At 59.3% G+C, this 16,127-nt stretch carries 17 protein-coding genes; 12 read left to right on the forward strand and 5 right to left on the reverse strand.

Features of this window, described 5'->3' with window-relative positions; genetic code table 11:
* Positions 1-237: 237 nt before the first annotated feature.
* Complete coding sequence (locus QRN61_RS17475) at positions 238-699, reverse strand: anti-virulence regulator CigR family protein (RefSeq protein WP_150368371.1); 462 nt, start codon at positions 697-699, stop codon at positions 238-240.
* A gap of 392 nt (positions 700-1,091) precedes the next feature.
* On the opposite strand from QRN61_RS17475, the gene QRN61_RS17480 reads away from it, so the two are divergent.
* Entirely contained in the window at positions 1,092-2,678 is a 1,587-nt protein-coding gene (locus tag QRN61_RS17480; RefSeq protein ID WP_027612713.1) for an ABC-F family ATPase, read from the forward strand.
* Positions 2,679-2,961: 283 nt separating this feature from the next.
* On the forward strand, positions 2,962-4,149 hold the full coding sequence (locus QRN61_RS17485) for an MFS transporter (protein WP_285374330.1): 1,188 nt from the start codon (positions 2,962-2,964) through the stop codon (positions 4,147-4,149).
* 122 nt (positions 4,150-4,271) lie between these two features.
* Here the strand turns inward: QRN61_RS17485 and QRN61_RS17490 are convergent, their stop codons facing one another.
* Together QRN61_RS17490 and QRN61_RS17495 are read right to left on the reverse strand one after the other, a co-directional pair.
* Entirely contained in the window at positions 4,272-5,309 is a 1,038-nt protein-coding gene (locus tag QRN61_RS17490) for an alpha/beta hydrolase family protein (protein ID WP_115989701.1), read from the reverse strand.
* 238 nt (positions 5,310-5,547) lie between these two features.
* Complete coding sequence (locus QRN61_RS17495) at positions 5,548-6,159, reverse strand: FMN-dependent NADH-azoreductase (protein WP_027612710.1); 612 nt, start codon at positions 6,157-6,159, stop codon at positions 5,548-5,550.
* A gap of 125 nt (positions 6,160-6,284) precedes the next feature.
* Between QRN61_RS17495 and QRN61_RS17500 the strand changes: the two genes are divergently transcribed.
* On the forward strand, positions 6,285-7,193 hold the full coding sequence (locus QRN61_RS17500; protein WP_007964611.1) for a LysR substrate-binding domain-containing protein: 909 nt from the start codon (positions 6,285-6,287) through the stop codon (positions 7,191-7,193).
* The gene (locus tag QRN61_RS17505; protein WP_096796554.1) at positions 7,190-7,549 is read left to right on the forward strand and encodes an MmcQ/YjbR family DNA-binding protein; all 360 of its coding nucleotides are present in this window, start codon (positions 7,190-7,192) and stop codon (positions 7,547-7,549) included. The genes QRN61_RS17500 and QRN61_RS17505 overlap by 4 nt, the downstream gene beginning before the upstream one ends.
* A 139-nt stretch (positions 7,550-7,688) precedes the next feature.
* Here the strand turns inward: QRN61_RS17505 and QRN61_RS17510 are convergent, their stop codons facing one another.
* Complete coding sequence (locus QRN61_RS17510; RefSeq protein WP_027612708.1) at positions 7,689-8,117, reverse strand: DUF1294 domain-containing protein; 429 nt, start codon at positions 8,115-8,117, stop codon at positions 7,689-7,691.
* Complete coding sequence (locus QRN61_RS17515) at positions 8,114-8,944, reverse strand: undecaprenyl-diphosphate phosphatase (RefSeq protein WP_285374331.1); 831 nt, start codon at positions 8,942-8,944, stop codon at positions 8,114-8,116. Before QRN61_RS17515 ends, QRN61_RS17510 begins: the two co-directional genes overlap by 4 nt.
* A gap of 304 nt (positions 8,945-9,248) precedes the next feature.
* Between QRN61_RS17515 and QRN61_RS17520 the strand changes: the two genes are divergently transcribed.
* The 8 genes from QRN61_RS17520 (at position 9,249) to fapE (ending at position 16,105) form a co-directional block, all read left to right on the forward strand.
* On the forward strand, positions 9,249-10,883 hold the full coding sequence (locus tag QRN61_RS17520; protein WP_096796552.1) for a methyl-accepting chemotaxis protein: 1,635 nt from the start codon (positions 9,249-9,251) through the stop codon (positions 10,881-10,883).
* A gap of 168 nt (positions 10,884-11,051) precedes the next feature.
* On the forward strand, positions 11,052-11,615 hold the full coding sequence (pnuC, locus tag QRN61_RS17525; RefSeq protein WP_027612705.1) for a nicotinamide riboside transporter PnuC: 564 nt from the start codon (positions 11,052-11,054) through the stop codon (positions 11,613-11,615).
* Complete coding sequence (locus QRN61_RS17530) at positions 11,612-12,136, forward strand: AAA family ATPase (protein ID WP_098964141.1); 525 nt, start codon at positions 11,612-11,614, stop codon at positions 12,134-12,136. Before pnuC ends, QRN61_RS17530 begins: the two co-directional genes overlap by 4 nt.
* Before the next feature lie 335 nt (positions 12,137-12,471).
* Complete coding sequence (gene fapA, locus QRN61_RS17535) at positions 12,472-12,921, forward strand: functional amyloid chaperone FapA (RefSeq protein WP_027612703.1); 450 nt, start codon at positions 12,472-12,474, stop codon at positions 12,919-12,921.
* Between the two features lies 1 nt (position 12,922).
* Positions 12,923-13,495 carry a fibril amyloid subunit FapB gene (gene fapB, locus QRN61_RS17540; protein ID WP_027612702.1) on the forward strand — a complete coding sequence of 191 codons (573 nt, stop codon included), beginning with the start codon at positions 12,923-12,925 and terminating at the stop codon, positions 13,493-13,495.
* Between the two features lie 73 nt (positions 13,496-13,568).
* The gene (fapC, locus tag QRN61_RS17545) at positions 13,569-14,570 is read left to right on the forward strand and encodes an amyloid-like fimbrin subunit FapC (RefSeq protein ID WP_007964628.1); all 1,002 of its coding nucleotides are present in this window, start codon (positions 13,569-13,571) and stop codon (positions 14,568-14,570) included.
* 63 nt (positions 14,571-14,633) lie between these two features.
* On the forward strand, positions 14,634-15,314 hold the full coding sequence (gene fapD / locus QRN61_RS17550) for a fibril amyloid maturation endopeptidase FapD (protein WP_027612701.1): 681 nt from the start codon (positions 14,634-14,636) through the stop codon (positions 15,312-15,314).
* A gap of 44 nt (positions 15,315-15,358) precedes the next feature.
* Positions 15,359-16,105, forward strand: coding sequence for a fibril amyloid subunit FapE (gene fapE, locus QRN61_RS17555; RefSeq protein WP_027612700.1), 747 nt, complete (start codon positions 15,359-15,361; stop codon positions 16,103-16,105).
* The last annotated feature ends 22 nt before the right edge of the window (positions 16,106-16,127 follow it).

The following is a 16,127-nucleotide window of genomic DNA, read 5'->3' on the forward strand; positions in this document are numbered from 1 at the left end:
AAACGGCAGGCGCGACAATACGCTCGTGCAGGTGCAGGAGTGCTGACGCAGAACAAAAACAAAGGTTGGAATACGCTTCGACCGAGGTCGCTATGCCGTGCCCACGGACGATATTGTGGTCGAGTCCGATAGGTTGACCATGGACGCCATGCTGCCTAAGGGCCCCGCCGTCATGATCCGTTACCTGACCTTCGGCGCGGCCTTTGCTGGAGATGCTGCCTTAGAACCGGCAACCGATTAATCGAAAGCGCCATTCAGCACTTCGTAAATAAGCCCGCTCGCAATCGCCACCAGGATCAAATCGGTGCCCGCCTGCTGCCACTCATATCCGTCGTAATGAGGCAGGCGCCCCGCCAGTCGCCCATCCAGTTTTTTGGCGATGCCCGGCGGCAGCGGTTTGCCGCGCGCCAGATTCTTTTGAATACCGGGAGGCAGCGCCGGACCGGGGCTCCAGTAGTCTCTGTAGCCGCTGAGAACGGTCAGCACACCGCTTCGATCGATCACCGGTGCATAGTCCCGGTTGCCCGAGTTGGATCCTTTGTTTTTGCCACCCTGATTGCCGTGACCCTGACTGTTCTGGGAACCGCCCTTGCCGTTCCCTTTGCCATTACCATTTCCCGGATCGGCCAGTGCGGTTACTGAACTCACCGACAAAGCCAGGCAAGTAACAGACGCAACAAGTAATCGTGTTTTAAACATGACCGTCCTCTCATGAGAAATTCCTGTTTGAAATGTAGACGATGTTGCTGGTTTTGGTTGCTCCCTGGATTGCTCCAAGCGCGGGACAAGCCAGCAGTCCGGGCCGACCTCAGCCTTGCGCGGCAAGGAACACCGTTACGCAACAGCCTTCAGGTTCATTAGCGTCTGCCATACAACTGCCGCATGACTTATGCGACAATGCGCGCAATGTCTGGCATGAATCCCGCCTTTATTGCCCAACAGCCTGGACACCGCGTCCAGATGCTGCTCTCGCCCCACGCCTGCCGGCTTACCGCCAGCACTGATCGGGTCGGGAAGAAAAGCTCCAAAATGCCCCAGAAATGGCCCAAGCGCCAAATGTGCGGCTCGCAACCCATTGATAGGTAAAGCAATTGATCTCCACAGCTAACATCACGATGCAGTTCGGCGCCAAGCCGCTCTTCGAAAACGTTTCGGTCAAATTCGGCGCGGGTAACCGCTACGGCCTGATCGGCGCCAACGGTTGCGGCAAGTCGACCTTCATGAAAATCCTCGGCGGCGACCTCGATCCGTCCGGCGGTCAGGTCATGCTCGAGCCGAACGTTCGTCTGGGTAAATTGCGCCAGGACCAGTTCGCCTACGAAGAATTCACCGTGATCGATACTGTGATCATGGGTCACGAAGAGCTGTGGAAGGTCAAGGCCGAGCGCGATCGCATCTACTCGCTGGCGGAAATGAGCGAAGAAGACGGCATGGCTGTGGCCGAGCTGGAAACCGAGTTCGCCGAGATGGACGGCTACACCGCCGAATCCCGCGCTGGTGAACTGCTGCTGGGTCTGGGTATTCCGCTGGAACAGCACTTCGGCCCGATGAGCGAAGTCTCGCCAGGCTGGAAACTGCGCGTATTGCTGGCGCAGGCGCTGTTCTCCGATCCGGAAGTGCTGTTGCTCGACGAACCGACCAACCACCTGGACATCAACACCATTCGCTGGCTGGAAAACGTTCTGACCCAGCGTAACAGCCTGATGATCATCATCTCTCACGACCGTCACTTCCTGAACAGCGTGTGCACGCACATGGCTGACCTGGATTACGGCGAGCTGCGCCTGTTCCCGGGCAACTACGACGAGTACATGACCGTGGCGACCCAGTCCCGCGAGCAACTGCTGTCGGACAACGCCAAGAAGAAAGCGCAGATTTCCGAGCTGCAATCGTTCGTCAGCCGCTTCTCGGCCAACGCCTCGAAAGCCAAACAGGCCACTTCCCGCGCCAAGGCGATCGACAAGATCCAGCTGGCCGAGGTCAAGCCGTCCAGCCGCGTGAGCCCGTTCATACGCTTCGAGCAGAACAAAAAGCTGCACCGCCAGGCGGTCATGGTCGAAAAAATGGCCAAAGGCTTCGACGGCAAGCCACTGTTCAAAGACTTCAGCTTCCAGGTTGAAGCGGGCGAGCGCGTAGCGATCATCGGCCCGAACGGTATCGGCAAAACCACCCTGCTGCGTACCCTGGTCAACGAACTGACCCCGGATGCCGGTAGCGTCAAGTGGACCGACGCCGCGGAACTGGGCTACTACGCTCAGGACCATGCGCACGACTTCGAAGACGACGTGACGCTGTTCGACTGGATGGGTCAGTGGACTCAGGGCGAGCAGATGATTCGCGGCACTCTGGGCCGCATGCTGTTCTCCAACGACGAGATCCTCAAGTCGGTCAAAGTGATTTCCGGTGGTGAGCAAGGTCGCATGCTGTTCGGCAAGCTGATCCTGCAAAAGCCGAACGTGCTGATCATGGACGAACCGACCAACCACTTGGACATGGAATCGATCGAGGCGCTGAACCTGGCGCTGGAAAACTACCCGGGCACGCTGATCTTTGTCAGCCACGACCGTGAGTTCGTATCGTCCCTGGCGACGCGCATCATCGAGCTGAGCGCCAACGGCGTGACTGACTTCAGCGGCACTTACGATGACTACCTGCGTAGTCAGGGTGTGGTGTTCTAAGAGCAGCTTCGAGCCTCCAGCCTCAAGCTTCAAGCGAAAGCCCTGTCGGTGTGACAGGGCTTTTTGCATTTCGGAGCCAATATTTATGCGGGCACCAACACCATCGCGAGCAGGCTCACTCCTACATTTGAAATGCGCCCCCCTCCTGTAGGAGTGAGCCTGCTCGCGATGAGGACACCAGCAACAATCGGAATAGCCAGAAAAAATAGTTAGCCTGCTTCCTTTTATTCCAGCGCCCAGCCATGATGCCCACTCTCCCACCGCCGCCCGCGAACGAGTCCACATGTCTGCGCAGCAACCGCCTCCGCAAAGCTCCCTGGCGATCACCCTGCAGATCGTCTCCATCGTGTTCTACACCTTTGTCGCCTTCCTGTGCATCGGCCTGCCGATCGCGGTGCTGCCCGGTTATGTGCATGAGCAGCTGGGTTTCAGCGCCATTATTGCGGGGCTGGTCATCGGCTCGCAGTATCTGGCCACCCTGCTCAGTCGGCCGATGGCGGGCCGCATGTCGGATACGCTGGGCACCAAACGGGCGATTGTTTTTGGCTTGTCGGGGATTGTGCTCAGCGGGCTGCTGACGCTGATCTCAACGCTGTTGCAGGACTTCCCGATGCCGAGCCTGATCATTCTGATCGTCGGGCGCCTGCTGCTCGGCGTGGCACAGGGCTTGATCGGGGTCGGTACCATCAGTTGGTGCATGGGCCAGGTCGGTGTCGAACACACGGCGAGGTCGATCGGCTGGAACGGTATTGCCTCCTATGGCGCAATAGCGATTGGCGCGCCACTGGGCGTGGTCATGGTCACCGATTACGGATTTGCCAGCCTGGGCATCGCTCTGTCGATATTGGCCGCCGGGGCCTTGGTGTTGATCCGCAATAAGCCTTCGGTGCCGGTGGTACGCGGCGAACGGCTGCCTTTTTGGGCGGTGTTCGGGCGGATTGCACCGTATGGGGCCAGTTTGACTCTGGCGTCGATCGGTTACGGCACGCTGACCACCTTCATCACCCTTTATTACCTCAACCGAGGCTGGAGCGGCGCGGCGTATTGCCTGACGGTGTTCGGCGTGTGTTTCATCGTGTCGCGGCTGCTGTTCATTTCGGCGATCAGCCGTTTTGGCGGCTTCAATTCGGCGATCGCCTGCATGAGCATCGAGACCGTCGGCCTGGTGTTGTTGTGGCTGGCGCCCTCTACCGCGTTCGCCCTGATTGGCGCGGGACTGGCCGGGTTTGGCTTGTCGCTGGTGTATCCGGCGCTGGGGGTCGAGGCGATCAAGCAGGTGCCCAGTTCCAGCCGTGGCTCGGGGTTGGGGGCTTATGCGGTGTTCTTTGATCTGGCGCTGGCGATTGCCGGGCCGTTGATGGGTGCGGTGGCGTTGAATCTGGGGTATGCGTGGATTTTCTTCATTGCGGCGCTGTTGTCGGTGATCGGGCTGGGGTTGACCTTGGTACTCAAGCGCCACTCGACATCCTGAAATTTCGTACAAATCACTGTGGGAGCGGGCTTGCTCGCGAAGGCGGTGGGTCAGTCAAAATATAGAGTGACTGATCTATCGCATTCGCGAGCAAGCCCGCTCCCACAGGGGGATTGAGTCGTTTATTGATCCGCGGTCTGCATCCCCGCCCGGCTCGGCTTGCCCAGCGTGCGCGAGAAGAACTGCCCGGCCTCGGAGATCAGGTTGCGGTGAATGTTTTCGCGATCCACGCCGTCGGCGTCGGTGCACAAGGCCGGCATGGCGCGGATCTGCTCTTCGTTGCACGGCGCCATGAATACGAAGTGCCCTGCCCCGGCCAATAACTTGAAGTCCGGCGCGGTCGGCAGTTTGCGCGCCAGAGCCGCGGCGTTTTTGTCGAAGGCCACCAGTTTGTCGCCATCGCCGCTGTACAGCAGCACCGGCACATGCACATCCGCCAGGGTGCTACGGCCGAATTTCAGGCTCAGCGGCGCCATCAGCAGCAAGGCATGCACGCGCGAATCGGCCACTGGCTGCAAATCATCGCGATCGACGATCAGCTCACCCTGGGTGTTGCAGGCATCATGGTCGTCCGGGCGTTCCTGGCAGTAGCGGCGCAGACGATCCAGATCCGGCTGCGCGCCGGAGAGAATCAACGCGGTTTCGCCACCGGCCGAATAACCAATGACCCCGACCTGATCAGCGTTGACGAACGGCGAGAGCATCGGGTCGCCGAGGGTCGCGGTGATCGCTTCGGAAATCTGGATCGGCCGCCCATACAGATTGCTCAGGGTGCCGAGGCGGCTGTGGTCTTTGGAGTTGTCGCCGGGATGAATCACCGCGACCACCACAAAGCCCTTGCGTGCCAGCGAGGTGGCGAGGTCATGCAGTGCCAGCGGCGTGCCGGTGTTGCCGTGAGACAGCATCAGCATCGGAAAACGACCGATGGCCACCTTGGTGTCAGCGCCAGCCTCGACGGTGTAACCCTCAAGCAGGCTGCTATGTTCGCGGTCGCTGGAGGGATAGAAGGCGATGGCGCGCATCGGTTGCAGATCCAGCGGATCGAGGAAGGTCATTTCGTGGTAACCGACACTCCAGACAGGGTGTCGCCCGGGCGCGGCATGCACTGAACCGAGGCTGCCGAGCAGGCAAATCAGTAACGTTGCACAAAGACGCATCATGGGATGGCCCACCCTGTGTTACTCAATCGAAAGATCCTTTGTGTTCCGACACGCCCCAAACCCTGAGGTTCGGAGATCCGGCGCAACGGTGCACTCAGACGTTGATCGTTTGACTGCATAACCCGGGCCAGATTATGCAACAGTCAGAAACAAAAAACTCCGCATCTGGCCCTTGCAGAACCAGAATACAGAGTTTTTTGAGGGGCTACCTGAACGGCAGCTGGTCTTTACGCAATGCTTACGCGGCGGCGAACAACTGCTCGCTGATCTTCGCCTGAGCAGCGCTCATCGCGTTGTTGCGCACTTCATCACCGTAGGCCAGACCTTCGGCACGGACGATTTCGATGTCGGTGATGCCGAGGAAGCCCAGTACCAGCTTCAGATATTCCTCGTGAGCGATGCCGCTCGCCTGACCGGCATGGATGCCGCCGGAGGTGGAGACGATCACCACTTTCTTGCCACCGCACAGGCCTTCAGGGCCGGCTTCGGTGTAACGGAAAGTCTGGCCGGCAACGGCGACGCGGTCGATCCAGGCCTTGAGCTGGGTCGGCACGGTGAAGTTGTACATCGGCGCGGCAATGACGATGGCGTCGGCAGCGATGAATTCAGCCAGGGTCGAGGCGCTCAGTTCGGCTTCGTGCTGTTGTGCGGCGTCGCGCAGCTCAGCAGTGGTACCGGCAGCCACCAGGGTGGTCGACGAGAAGTGACTGATGGCGTCGGCGGCCAGGTCACGGTAGGTGACCACGGCGGTTGGCTCGGCGGCTTGCCAGGCTTTGACGACTTGGCTGCTCAACTGACGGGAAGCGGAGTTGTCGCCCAGAATGCTCGAATCGATGTGCAGCAGTTTCATGTGGAATCTCCTGTAAAGAATCGCCGGCGGCGACGGAATGGAGACAATCCTACGGAAGAAACCAATAGCTGATTAGCCGCCGACAATGCGATAGTTCGTCCCACTGATAGAACGGTGGACTTTTCATGCAGGATCTCAATGATCTCTACTATTTCGCCAAGGTGGTCGAGGCCGGTGGCTTCGCCGCAGCCGGGCGTTTGCTGGGCATTCCCAAGTCCCGCCTGTCACGACGCATCGCCGAACTCGAAGAGCGCCTCGGCGCCCGTCTGCTGCAACGCACCACGCGCCAGTTGAACCTGACCGCGGTTGGCGAGCGCTACTTGCGTCACTGTCAGGCGATGTTGCTGGAAGCGGAGATGGCCGACGAAGCGGTCGCCAGCATGTCCAGCGAGCCACGTGGCCGCCTGCGCGTATCCTGTCCTACCGGTCTGGCGCGGGAAATGTTGCCGTGGGTGATCAGCGAATTCCTCGGCAAATTCCCTCAGGTGCAACTGGAGGTGGTGTTGCTCAATCGCCGGGTGGATCTGGTGGCCGAAGGTTTCGACGTTGCGTTGCGTGTGCGCGAGTTGGGCGATGAAGATCCGTTGCTGGTCACCCGGCGTCTGCGCCAGGCGCAAATGGTCGTGGTGGCCAGCCCGGCCTTTGTCGAGGGCAAAACCATCACTCATCCGCAGGACTTGAAGAACCTGCCGGTGCTCGGCGCGCTGGAGGCCGATCGCATGGTGCATGTGCGCTTGCTGGATGAGCAAGGCAACAGCGTCGAACTGAACATGGAGGCGCGGTTGGGCATCGATGACTTCATCGTGCGCAAGGCCTGTGTGCTCGCCGGCCAGGGTTTTACCCTGCTGCCGATGATGTATTGCGAAGCCGACCTTGAGAGCGGCGCGCTGGTGCAATTGCTGCCCGAGTGGTCGTTGCCCGGCGGCTGGTTGCAGGCGGTGTATCCGCATCGACGCGGGGTGATGCCGGCGGTGCGGGCATGGATCGATCATCTGGTCGAATCGTTCAATGCGTGTGGGGAGCGGTTGTTATGAAACAGGGAAAGATGAACGAAGCGGATGTCGCCGCCTTCTGCCTGGCCTTGCCGGGTGCGCGGGAGGATTACAAATGGGGCGGCGTGCGGGTGTTCTCGATTGCCGGCAACAAGATGTTTGCTCTGCAAGGGCTGCGCGGGGATTCATTGGCGTTCAAGGTCGACAAGGATCTGTTTCTCGGCCATTGCGACCGCCCGGGTATTCACCCTGCGCCTTATCTGGCGCGGGCGCAGTGGATCATCATGCACCCGCCCTACCCGCTGGGCGCGGAGGAATTACGCGGGTTGCTGACACGGTCGCATCAGTTGGTGGTGAGCAAGTTGCCGAAGAAAACCCAAATCGGATTACTGCTCTAGCTTTTTGATTTTGATTTTGGTGGGAGCGGGCTTGCTCGCGAAAGCGGTGTGTCAGACAACATATTCGTCCATTGGCACACCGCTTTCGTCGGAACGCCGCCCGGAGCAAGCCCGCTCCCACATGGGTCATGTGTGAAGCTTAAATATGTGAAAGCAGGTTCGAACCGAGAAACAACTGGTCGATCCAGAACACCTGATGCAGCGCCACAATCACCCAGAACAGAATCTGAAACGACACCTTGCGCGTCTTGTGCCGGAACACCTGTTGGGCGATCAGCGCGCCGGGCCAGCCGCCGGCCAATTCCAGCGCATGCAGGATGTTCTCCGGCGTGCGCCACGCATCGGCGCGGGCCTTGCGCTTGTCTGCCCAGTACATGAAAAACGCCAGCACGCTGACCACGCCATAAGCGGTCAACGGCACCAGCGAGATGCCACGTAGCCACATCGACAGCGAGCCGAACAGCGGCAGCGCGCAGACGATCAGCAGCACCGCCAGTTTCAATTTCAGATGCTGAATGCCGCCACCGGACGGGCGTCCATCCGGGCGGCGCGCGCGGGAATCACTCATGGTTTCGCCGCCGACCAATCCACCCAGCCGAACTGCCAGGTCGCCAGAATCACCAGACCGAAAACAATCCGGTACCAGGCGAATGCCGCGTAACTGTGGCTGGCGATGAACTTGAGCAGACCGCGCACGGCAATCATGGCGAAGATGAACGCGGTGATGAAACCGATGGCGAACACCGGGAAGTCCGCCGGCACAAACAGATGGCGATACTTGTAACCGGAGTACACCGCCGCACCGACCATGGTCGGCATGGCCAGGAAGAACGAGAACTCGGTCGCAGTCTTGCGCGACAGGCCAAACAGCAGGCCGCCGATAATCGTCGAACCCGAACGCGAGGTACCGGGGATCATCGCCAGACACTGGGCGAAACCGACTTTCAGCGCGGCCTTCCAGGTGATCTCGTCCACGGTTTCGGCGTGCACTTCATGTTGCCGACGCTCGGCCCACAGCATGATCATACCGCCCACCACCAGCGCGGTTGCGACAGTGATCGGATTGAACAGGTATTGGTGAATCAGGTCGGCAAAAATCACCCCCAGCACCACCGCCGGCAGAAACGCGATCAGCAGGTTGGCGGTAAAACGCCGCGCACTCGGCTGGGTCGGCAAGCCGATCACCACGTCGAGAATCTTGCGACGAAACTCCCAGACCACCGCGAGGATCGCGCCGAGCTGAATAATGATGTTGAACGCCATGGCCCGTTCGCCGCCGAAGTCGAGCAAGTCGGCAACAATGATCTGGTGTCCGGTACTGGAAATGGGCAAAAACTCCGTCAGCCCCTCTACAACTCCAAGAATCAGTGCCTGCAAGGCGGTCCAAAGATCCATCAGTCCCCCAAAGAGCGATGCACAACGGCATGCCCCGATAGTATTTTTTTACGTTCACTGCGATCAGCGTAGCTGTTTGTAGCTGTACCGATTCCGCGCACACAGCATCCACACGAAACGGTCAAAATTCCGTGAAATATCAATTTGGATTCAGGTTTTCACGCGCGGGGCCGAAATCCTAACAGACAAGCCTTAATAGTGCTGCGGCGTTATTCGACTTGGGTCGCGTATGCCTGACCACCCAAACGTGGTTGGATGCTGGCGTTGATTTATTACAAGAAAAAGAAATCGGAGTGACAGCGTTATGAACAGCTTGCGCAGTGTGTCGATCAGCCGACGCTTGTGGCTCATTTTGATTGTGGCGGTGGTCATGTTGTTGACCTTGGGCGTGTTGATGCTCAAGCAGATCCACGATGACCTGTACCACGCCAAGGCGCAGAAAACCCAGCATGTGGTGCAGACCGCCAGCGGCCTGCTGACCTATTACCACGACCTGGAAACCGCCGGCACCCTGACCCGCGACGCCGCGCAGAAACAGGCGTTGACCGCCATTCGTGGCCTACGCTACGACCAGAGCGATTACTTCTGGATCAACGACCTCACCCCCGTGATGGTCATGCACCCGACCAACCCCAAACTCGAAGGCCAGAACCTCTCGGCGATCCGTGATCCGGATGGTTTCGCGGTGTTCAACGAGATGGTTGCGATCGCCAAAAGCAAAGGCGCGGGCATGGTCGATTACCGCTGGCCCAAGCCCGGTGCCAGCGAACCGGTGGCGAAAACCTCCTATGTAAAATTGTTCGAGCCGTGGGGCTGGGTGCTCGGTTCGGGCGTTTACGTCGATGATGTGCAGAGCGAGTTCCGGGGGCAGTTAATCAAGGCTTCGGTGATTGGTTTGGTGATCGCCGTGATCATGGCCCTGCTGGTGATTTTGATTGCCCGCAGCATCGTCCGTCCGTTACAGGAAACCGTGAACGCCATGGCCAACATCGCCAGCGGCGAGAGCGACCTGACCCGTAGCCTCGACACCCACGGTCAGGACGAAGTCACGCAACTGGCGCATCACTTCAACGCCTTCACCGCCAAGTTGCGCCGGGTCATCGGTGACCTGCAGGTTTCGGCCAGTGCGCTGGGTCAGTCGTCCAGTGAACTGGGCAACGATGCGACTCAGGCCCAGCAGCGCAGCCAACAGCAATCGCAGCAGATGGAACTGGTCGCAACCGCAATCAACGAAGTGACCTACGGCGTGCAGGATGTGGCGAAGAACGCCGAACATGCTGCCGCTGAAATGCGCGATGCCGAAGCTCAGGCACAGCAGGGCCAGATCAACATCGACGGCAGTCTGCAACAGATCGACAAGTTGTCCGGAACCATTGACCAAGCGGTCGAAGTGATTCGCACCCTGGCGGCCGAAAGCACGCAGATCGGCAGTGTGCTTGAGGTGATCCGCTCGATTGCCGAGCAAACCAATCTGCTGGCACTCAACGCGGCCATCGAAGCGGCCCGCGCCGGTGAACAGGGCCGGGGCTTTGCGGTGGTGGCTGATGAAGTACGGTTGCTGGCGCAGCGCACGCAAAAGTCGACGGCGGAAATCCAGAGCATGATCGAACGCCTGCAGAATCATTCCGAAGCGGCGGTGAAAGTCATTGGCGACAGCAGCAAGGCCTCGCAACTGACCATCGAACAGGCCGGCCTCGCCGGTGCCAGCCTTAACGCGATCGGCCAGGCCCTGCGCAATCTCAACGGCCTGAATGCCTCGATTGCCAGCGCCACACTGCAACAGGCGCATGTGGTCGAGGACATCAACCAGAACGTCACGCAGGCCGCCGGTCTGTCGCACAGTACGGCGCTGGCGGCGGAGCAGTCGAGTGTGGCGAGCATAAAGCTTGGACAGTTGAGCGAGCAGTTGAACCAGTTGCTGCGCCAGTTCCGCGTCTGACCCCTCACCCTTGTGGGAGCGAGCCTGCTCGCGAAGGCTTAATGTCAGTCAACATCTGCGTTGCTGACATACCACTTTCGCGAGCAGGCTCGCTCCCACAGGGTTATTCGTCATTCAAGGTTTTTGGGTACAATTGCGCCCCTTCTTGCACTCCCCCAAGGAACCCCCATGTCCGGGCTTGAACTGTTTGCCGCCGCCCTCGGTGTGATCGCCGTCTGGCTGACGGTCAAACAGAATCCGTGGTGCTGGCCGATCGGCCTGGTCATGGTGTTGCTGTACAGCTGGATTTTCTATGACGTGAAGCTGTACTCGGACATGTTGCTGCAAGTGATTTACGCCGCGCTGCAAGTCTACGGCTGGTGGCAATGGACCCGCGCCGGGACGATGCAAGACGGCCGTGAAGTCACGCGTCTGGATCGGCGCTCGATCCTGCTCGGTCTGAGTATCGGGGCACTGGGCAGCCTGCTGCTCGGCGCGGCCATGGCGCACTGGACCGACGCGGCGCAGCCGTGGCTCGATGCCGCGCTGACGGCGTTCAGCCTGGTTGCGCAATTGTGGATGGCGCAGAAACGCCTGCAATGCTGGGCGCTGTGGTTCGTGCTGGATGTGATTTTCGTCGGCCTGTTTCTTTATAAGGGCTTGTACCTTACTGCCGCGCTGTATGCACTGTTCACCCTGATTGCTGTGCAAGGCTGGCGCGAATGGCGTGCCGATCCGGCGCTGCAGCGATGAAGGTGGTTGTCCTCACCGGCCCGGAATCCACCGGCAAGAGCTGGCTGGCCGCTGGCCTTCAGGCGCGCTTCGGCGGCCTGCGGGTGGACGAATACGTGCGCTGGTTCATCGAGCAGAATCCACGCGATACCTGCCTCAACGACATCCCCAACATCGCCCGTGGGCAGCTGCAATGGGAAGATCAGGCGCGGGCGCAGCAACCGCAATTGCTGATTCTCGATACCCATTTGCTGAGCAACATCCTCTGGAGCCAGACCCTGTTTGGCGACTGCCCGGCGTGGCTGGAACCCGAGCTGCTGGCCCGGCATTACGACCTGCATCTGCTGTTGTCGCCGGAGCAGATCGACTGGACCGACGACGGCCAACGCTGCCAGCCGCAACTCAGCGAACGCATGGCGTTCTTTCAGGCCACCCGCGACTGGCTGGAACAACAACGGCAACCGCTGCAGATCATTCAGGGCGATTGGGATGAGCGGCGGTCTCAGGCTTTCGAAGCAGTGGCGCGTTTAATGGCTGATTGACTTGGCAAACAGCTCCTTTCGGAGCCCAAGTGTCCATTCCTGAAACACCCGACTCCGCGCAAAGCAGCCGTTTAAATGGCCTTCATCATTCTGAAAGGGCATTTGTTACGCCAGTGAAACAGTCCCGGGCAAACCCTTGTTCCAGAGCTTTGCACCGCCCCTGCCCCCGCCGCTGTCGACATGACTGTTTCAGCGCTGAAACAGGTTATGTATCAACGTTGCGTGCCTCAGCGCCAACCCGTTGAAAACAATAGACAACTCAAAAGCGGCACAGCTTTCGCTCTCTCCTTCCCAACGCTGACAAGAGCCAGCCCACTGAAGAAGGAATTGCCGCCGTGGGGAATATCAATAAAGGCCTGACCTGCCTTCTGCTGATTGGATCAGCCGCCAGCACATTCATCAGTTTCAACGTTCAGGCCGAAGGCAATGGCGTGATCGTTCTCAACCGCGACGTTCAGCCCATTCCTATCGGGCGCAGCGGTGGCAAAGACCCCTACCCAACCACGGTCAATGCCAACCCTTCGGCTCGCATCAATCAGGCGATGACCAGCACCGAGCTCAATGACGGTGAATTTGCCAGTGTAGCCAGTGGCGCTTCGATTCGCGGCAATATCACCACGCCCACCGCCAACATGCCTGGCATGAACACCCTGACCAATCCCAACGGCCTGCCCGGCATGGGCGGCGGTCACGGCGGTGGCGCGGGCGGCTCGATTTCCAACACCGTCAACCGTGCGATGAGTTCCGGTCTTGCTCCGCTGACCCGCATGGCCGGAGGTCAATGAGATGAATCGTTCCCTTCTTTTACTTGCCCTTTTCGGCTGCGTCCAGGCGCTGGCCGCCCCCGACTCGGTCAATAACGCGAACATTCAGGACACCGGCGTCCAGTACCGCGGCAACTACAACGTCAACCAGGCTGCTGGCGACCAGATGCAACAAACCAATACCAAAGCCATCGCCATTGGCACCTCGGCCAGTGCTACCACCAACGTCCGGCAGCACATCGATACACCGGCCAACCCTTCAACGAACGCCAGCGCCACCATTGGCGGCAACTCTTTCAGTAATGGCAACGGGATCCTGGGCGTGAACCAGGGCGCCGGGGCCAACAACCAGATGGCCAACGTGACGCGCGTCAGCATCAGTGCTGCCCCGCAAAGCGTTGACGACAGCGCCCTGTCGCAACAGAACGTGGCGCTTTTACCGAGCTCAGGAGCAACTGGCACCTCACCCGGCAGTCGCCAGGTCACGACAAGTGATCAGGCCTTCACCGGCAGCCGAGGGGTGATTCAGGTGAACCAGAGTGCCGGGGTGGGGAACCGTATGGCTAACACCCTGAGCATCCGGGTCGCTGACTGACCCAAACAACAAAAGCAGTGCAATTAGAAAGTACCAACACTTAACCAACTAATAAGCACGATGGAGAAACACCATGAAACCTACAATGGCTCTCAAACCACTGGTTTTCGCACTTGCAGCAGTAATGGCAATGGCGGCTCAGGCAGGCGGCAATGATCATGGTAACGGGCACGGCAATGGCCATGGCAACCATGAACCCAAAGGCCCTACCCTGGAACAACTTCTGCAAATCGGAGCCGGCGCCGGGGCTGCCGTACTCGACACGCAGAACAGCGATGGCAACCTGGTGGGCAACCAAGGCACCAAAAACGATGCCAACGTCAATAACTCGGCTAATGGCACCAACGGCAACGTCGGCATGAACAACACCGCCGGCGATGGCAACCAGCAAGACAACGCTGCTGCACTGGCGACTGCCGACGAAAGCTTTATCTTCGGCAGCGCGGTATCGGTCTCCAGCGCCACTCAGGTCAACAACAACAACGCGGTTGCCAACTACTCGACAACCAACAACGCCAACCTCAACAACGTGGGTAACGGCGGTTCCGGCAACATTGGCGTGAACAACAGTGCCGGCAACTTCAACCAACAGAAAAACAACCTGGCTATTGCTGTATCGGGTGGTCGTGTAGCTAACGCTGCTGCTGCTGCGAACCAAAGCTCCACTGGCCTGACTGTGTCCAATAACGGCACTCAAACCTACAAAAAAGATACCCTCACCGGCACCGTGGCCGCCGTCGGCGCGTTCGCTGCCGTTGGCAAGGCTACCATCGAAGGTGATAAAGGCCACGGCGGTGGCGGCTATGGCGACAACGATCGCGGCCATGGCGGTAACGGCGGCAGCAAAGATCAGAAAGCCACCTTCGAAGCTGTCGGTGTCTTCGGCCTGGCTGGCGTCACCACTCAACAAGTGCTGACCCCTGATGGCTGGAAAAACCCTGTGACCAACAACGCGAACATCTCGAACGTTGGTAACAACTTCTCCGGTAACGCTGGTTACAACAACGCCGCCGGTGTTGGCAACCAACAAAGCAACTCGCTGTCCATCGCTGCAGGTTGCAAAGCCTGCATGTAATCGCGATCGAAACGAAAGCCCCGGAAACGGGGCTTTTCCTCAGTCCGCAAAGGCGTATCGATCATGCGTAAGACTGCCTTTATCGCCCTGCTTTGCCTGTCCGGCCTGACCCAGGCTGCCCAGATGCCCGTCGCTGCCCTGCCCGGCGGCGTACTCGTCTACAAGAACGTGCAAAGCATTCGTGAACGCAAGTTTGCCGACATCGTCGAACAAAAAACCGATTTCAGCTGCGGCGCCGCCGCACTGGCCACGGTACTGCGCCAGGCTTATTGGCTCGACGTCGATGAAGAGCACATCATCAAAGGCATGCTGGTCAACGCTGACCAGGACCTTGTGCGTACTCAAGGTTTCTCCATGCTGGACATGAAACGCTACATAGAAAGCATCGGCATGCGCGCCAGGGGCTACAAGATTCCACCGGATAAACTCGACGACGTAACAATCCCGGTGGTGGTACTGATGGAAATTCGCGGCTACAAGCATTTCGTGGTGCTGCAGCGTTCGGACAAGGATTGGGTTTATATCGGAGATCCCGTCTTAGGCCATAAACGCTACGCCCATGATGACTTTGTCAAAGGTTGGAACGGCATCGTCTTCGCCATCGTCGGCCCCGGTTATGACAAAACCAATGCATTGCGCATGCCGCCGACCCCGCTGACCGCGAAGAACAAGCTGGATAACTTCAACCCTGTCAGAGATGCCGAATTGATGGACTTCGGGTTCATACAGAGCGACTTCTTTTAATCGCCGATTATAAAGAATGGGGCTGGATGTCCCGGGAGCAGCAGATGAAAACCTCATACTGGCTGGCCGCCGCCTGCCTGGCAGCGAGCGCGTCAGGCTATGCCAATGCAGGATTCAAACCCATCGAAGTTCAGGATCAGGAGCTGTCCCAGCTTCGTGGTCGTTATGTCATGCCGGGGCGGATCATCAGCTTCGGCATTGTCATGAGCAGTACCTGGCGCAACGCCAGCGGTGATCTGATCGGCGCTGCGACGTCGATGCAAATCCAGGCCGCCACGATCAAACCGGAATTCTATGTCTCGACCATCAAGGAACAGGGCAACGGCAGCACCCCGACTCCGGGCACTGGCAATGTCATTGGTGGCGCGGCACTCAACAGCAGCCAGGGCGTGACCCAAAGCGTACGCGCCGCCGGCGACGGCAACACCGCCAGCAACAACGTGGCCATCAACGTAAAAGAAGCCAATACCCCTCCTCCGCTGGCACCCGCACAAGGCCAGGCGCTGATGGCCGGGCAGACTATCGGGGCCAGCAATGCCGCCGGCAGTGTCGCCGTTTCGGCCACCAACAGTGGCGTGCAAATGGCCATTCAGGCCTCGGGCAATCAAGGCACCGCCCTGCAACAAGTGGCCCAGGGTGGCCTGCTGCAGAACACCCGCCTGCTCGGCAGCGCCAACGTGGTCAACAACATGACCCAACTCAATGTTGTGCTTAACAATAACGGCATCAGCCCCGGCGCACTGGACTGCAACCTGACTCAACTCAGGGCACTACGCAATATCGGATATTGAACTACGCTGAGTCTCGATCATT

This window comes from Pseudomonas sp. lyk4-TYG-107 (assembly GCF_030209055.1).
Taxonomy (GTDB): Bacteria; Pseudomonadota; Gammaproteobacteria; order Pseudomonadales; family Pseudomonadaceae; genus Aquipseudomonas; species Aquipseudomonas putida_A.

Bases quoted from the DNA above. Each gene is read 5' to 3' on its own strand.
- fapB (WP_027612702.1), top strand. From the start codon at position 12,923: ATGAATCGTTCCCTTCTTTTACTTGCCCTTTTCGGCTGCGTCCAGGCG.
- QRN61_RS17530 (WP_098964141.1), top strand. From the start codon at position 11,612: ATGAAGGTGGTTGTCCTCACCGGCCCGGAATCCACCGGCAAGAGCTGG.
- QRN61_RS17515 (WP_285374331.1), bottom strand. From the start codon at position 8,944: ATGGATCTTTGGACCGCCTTGCAGGCACTGATTCTTGGAGTTGTAGAG.
- pnuC (WP_027612705.1), top strand. From the start codon at position 11,052: ATGTCCGGGCTTGAACTGTTTGCCGCCGCCCTCGGTGTGATCGCCGTC.
- fapE (WP_027612700.1), top strand. From the start codon at position 15,359: ATGAAAACCTCATACTGGCTGGCCGCCGCCTGCCTGGCAGCGAGCGCG.
- fapD (WP_027612701.1), top strand. From the start codon at position 14,634: ATGCGTAAGACTGCCTTTATCGCCCTGCTTTGCCTGTCCGGCCTGACC.
- QRN61_RS17500 (WP_007964611.1), top strand. From the start codon at position 6,285: ATGCAGGATCTCAATGATCTCTACTATTTCGCCAAGGTGGTCGAGGCC.
- QRN61_RS17510 (WP_027612708.1), bottom strand. From the start codon at position 8,117: ATGAGTGATTCCCGCGCGCGCCGCCCGGATGGACGCCCGTCCGGTGGC.
- QRN61_RS17520 (WP_096796552.1), top strand. From the start codon at position 9,249: ATGAACAGCTTGCGCAGTGTGTCGATCAGCCGACGCTTGTGGCTCATT.
- QRN61_RS17485 (WP_285374330.1), top strand. From the start codon at position 2,962: ATGTCTGCGCAGCAACCGCCTCCGCAAAGCTCCCTGGCGATCACCCTG.
- fapC (WP_007964628.1), top strand. From the start codon at position 13,569: ATGAAACCTACAATGGCTCTCAAACCACTGGTTTTCGCACTTGCAGCA.
- QRN61_RS17490 (WP_115989701.1), bottom strand. From the start codon at position 5,309: ATGATGCGTCTTTGTGCAACGTTACTGATTTGCCTGCTCGGCAGCCTC.
- QRN61_RS17505 (WP_096796554.1), top strand. From the start codon at position 7,190: ATGAAACAGGGAAAGATGAACGAAGCGGATGTCGCCGCCTTCTGCCTG.
- QRN61_RS17475 (WP_150368371.1), bottom strand. From the start codon at position 699: ATGTTTAAAACACGATTACTTGTTGCGTCTGTTACTTGCCTGGCTTTG.
- QRN61_RS17495 (WP_027612710.1), bottom strand. From the start codon at position 6,159: ATGAAACTGCTGCACATCGATTCGAGCATTCTGGGCGACAACTCCGCT.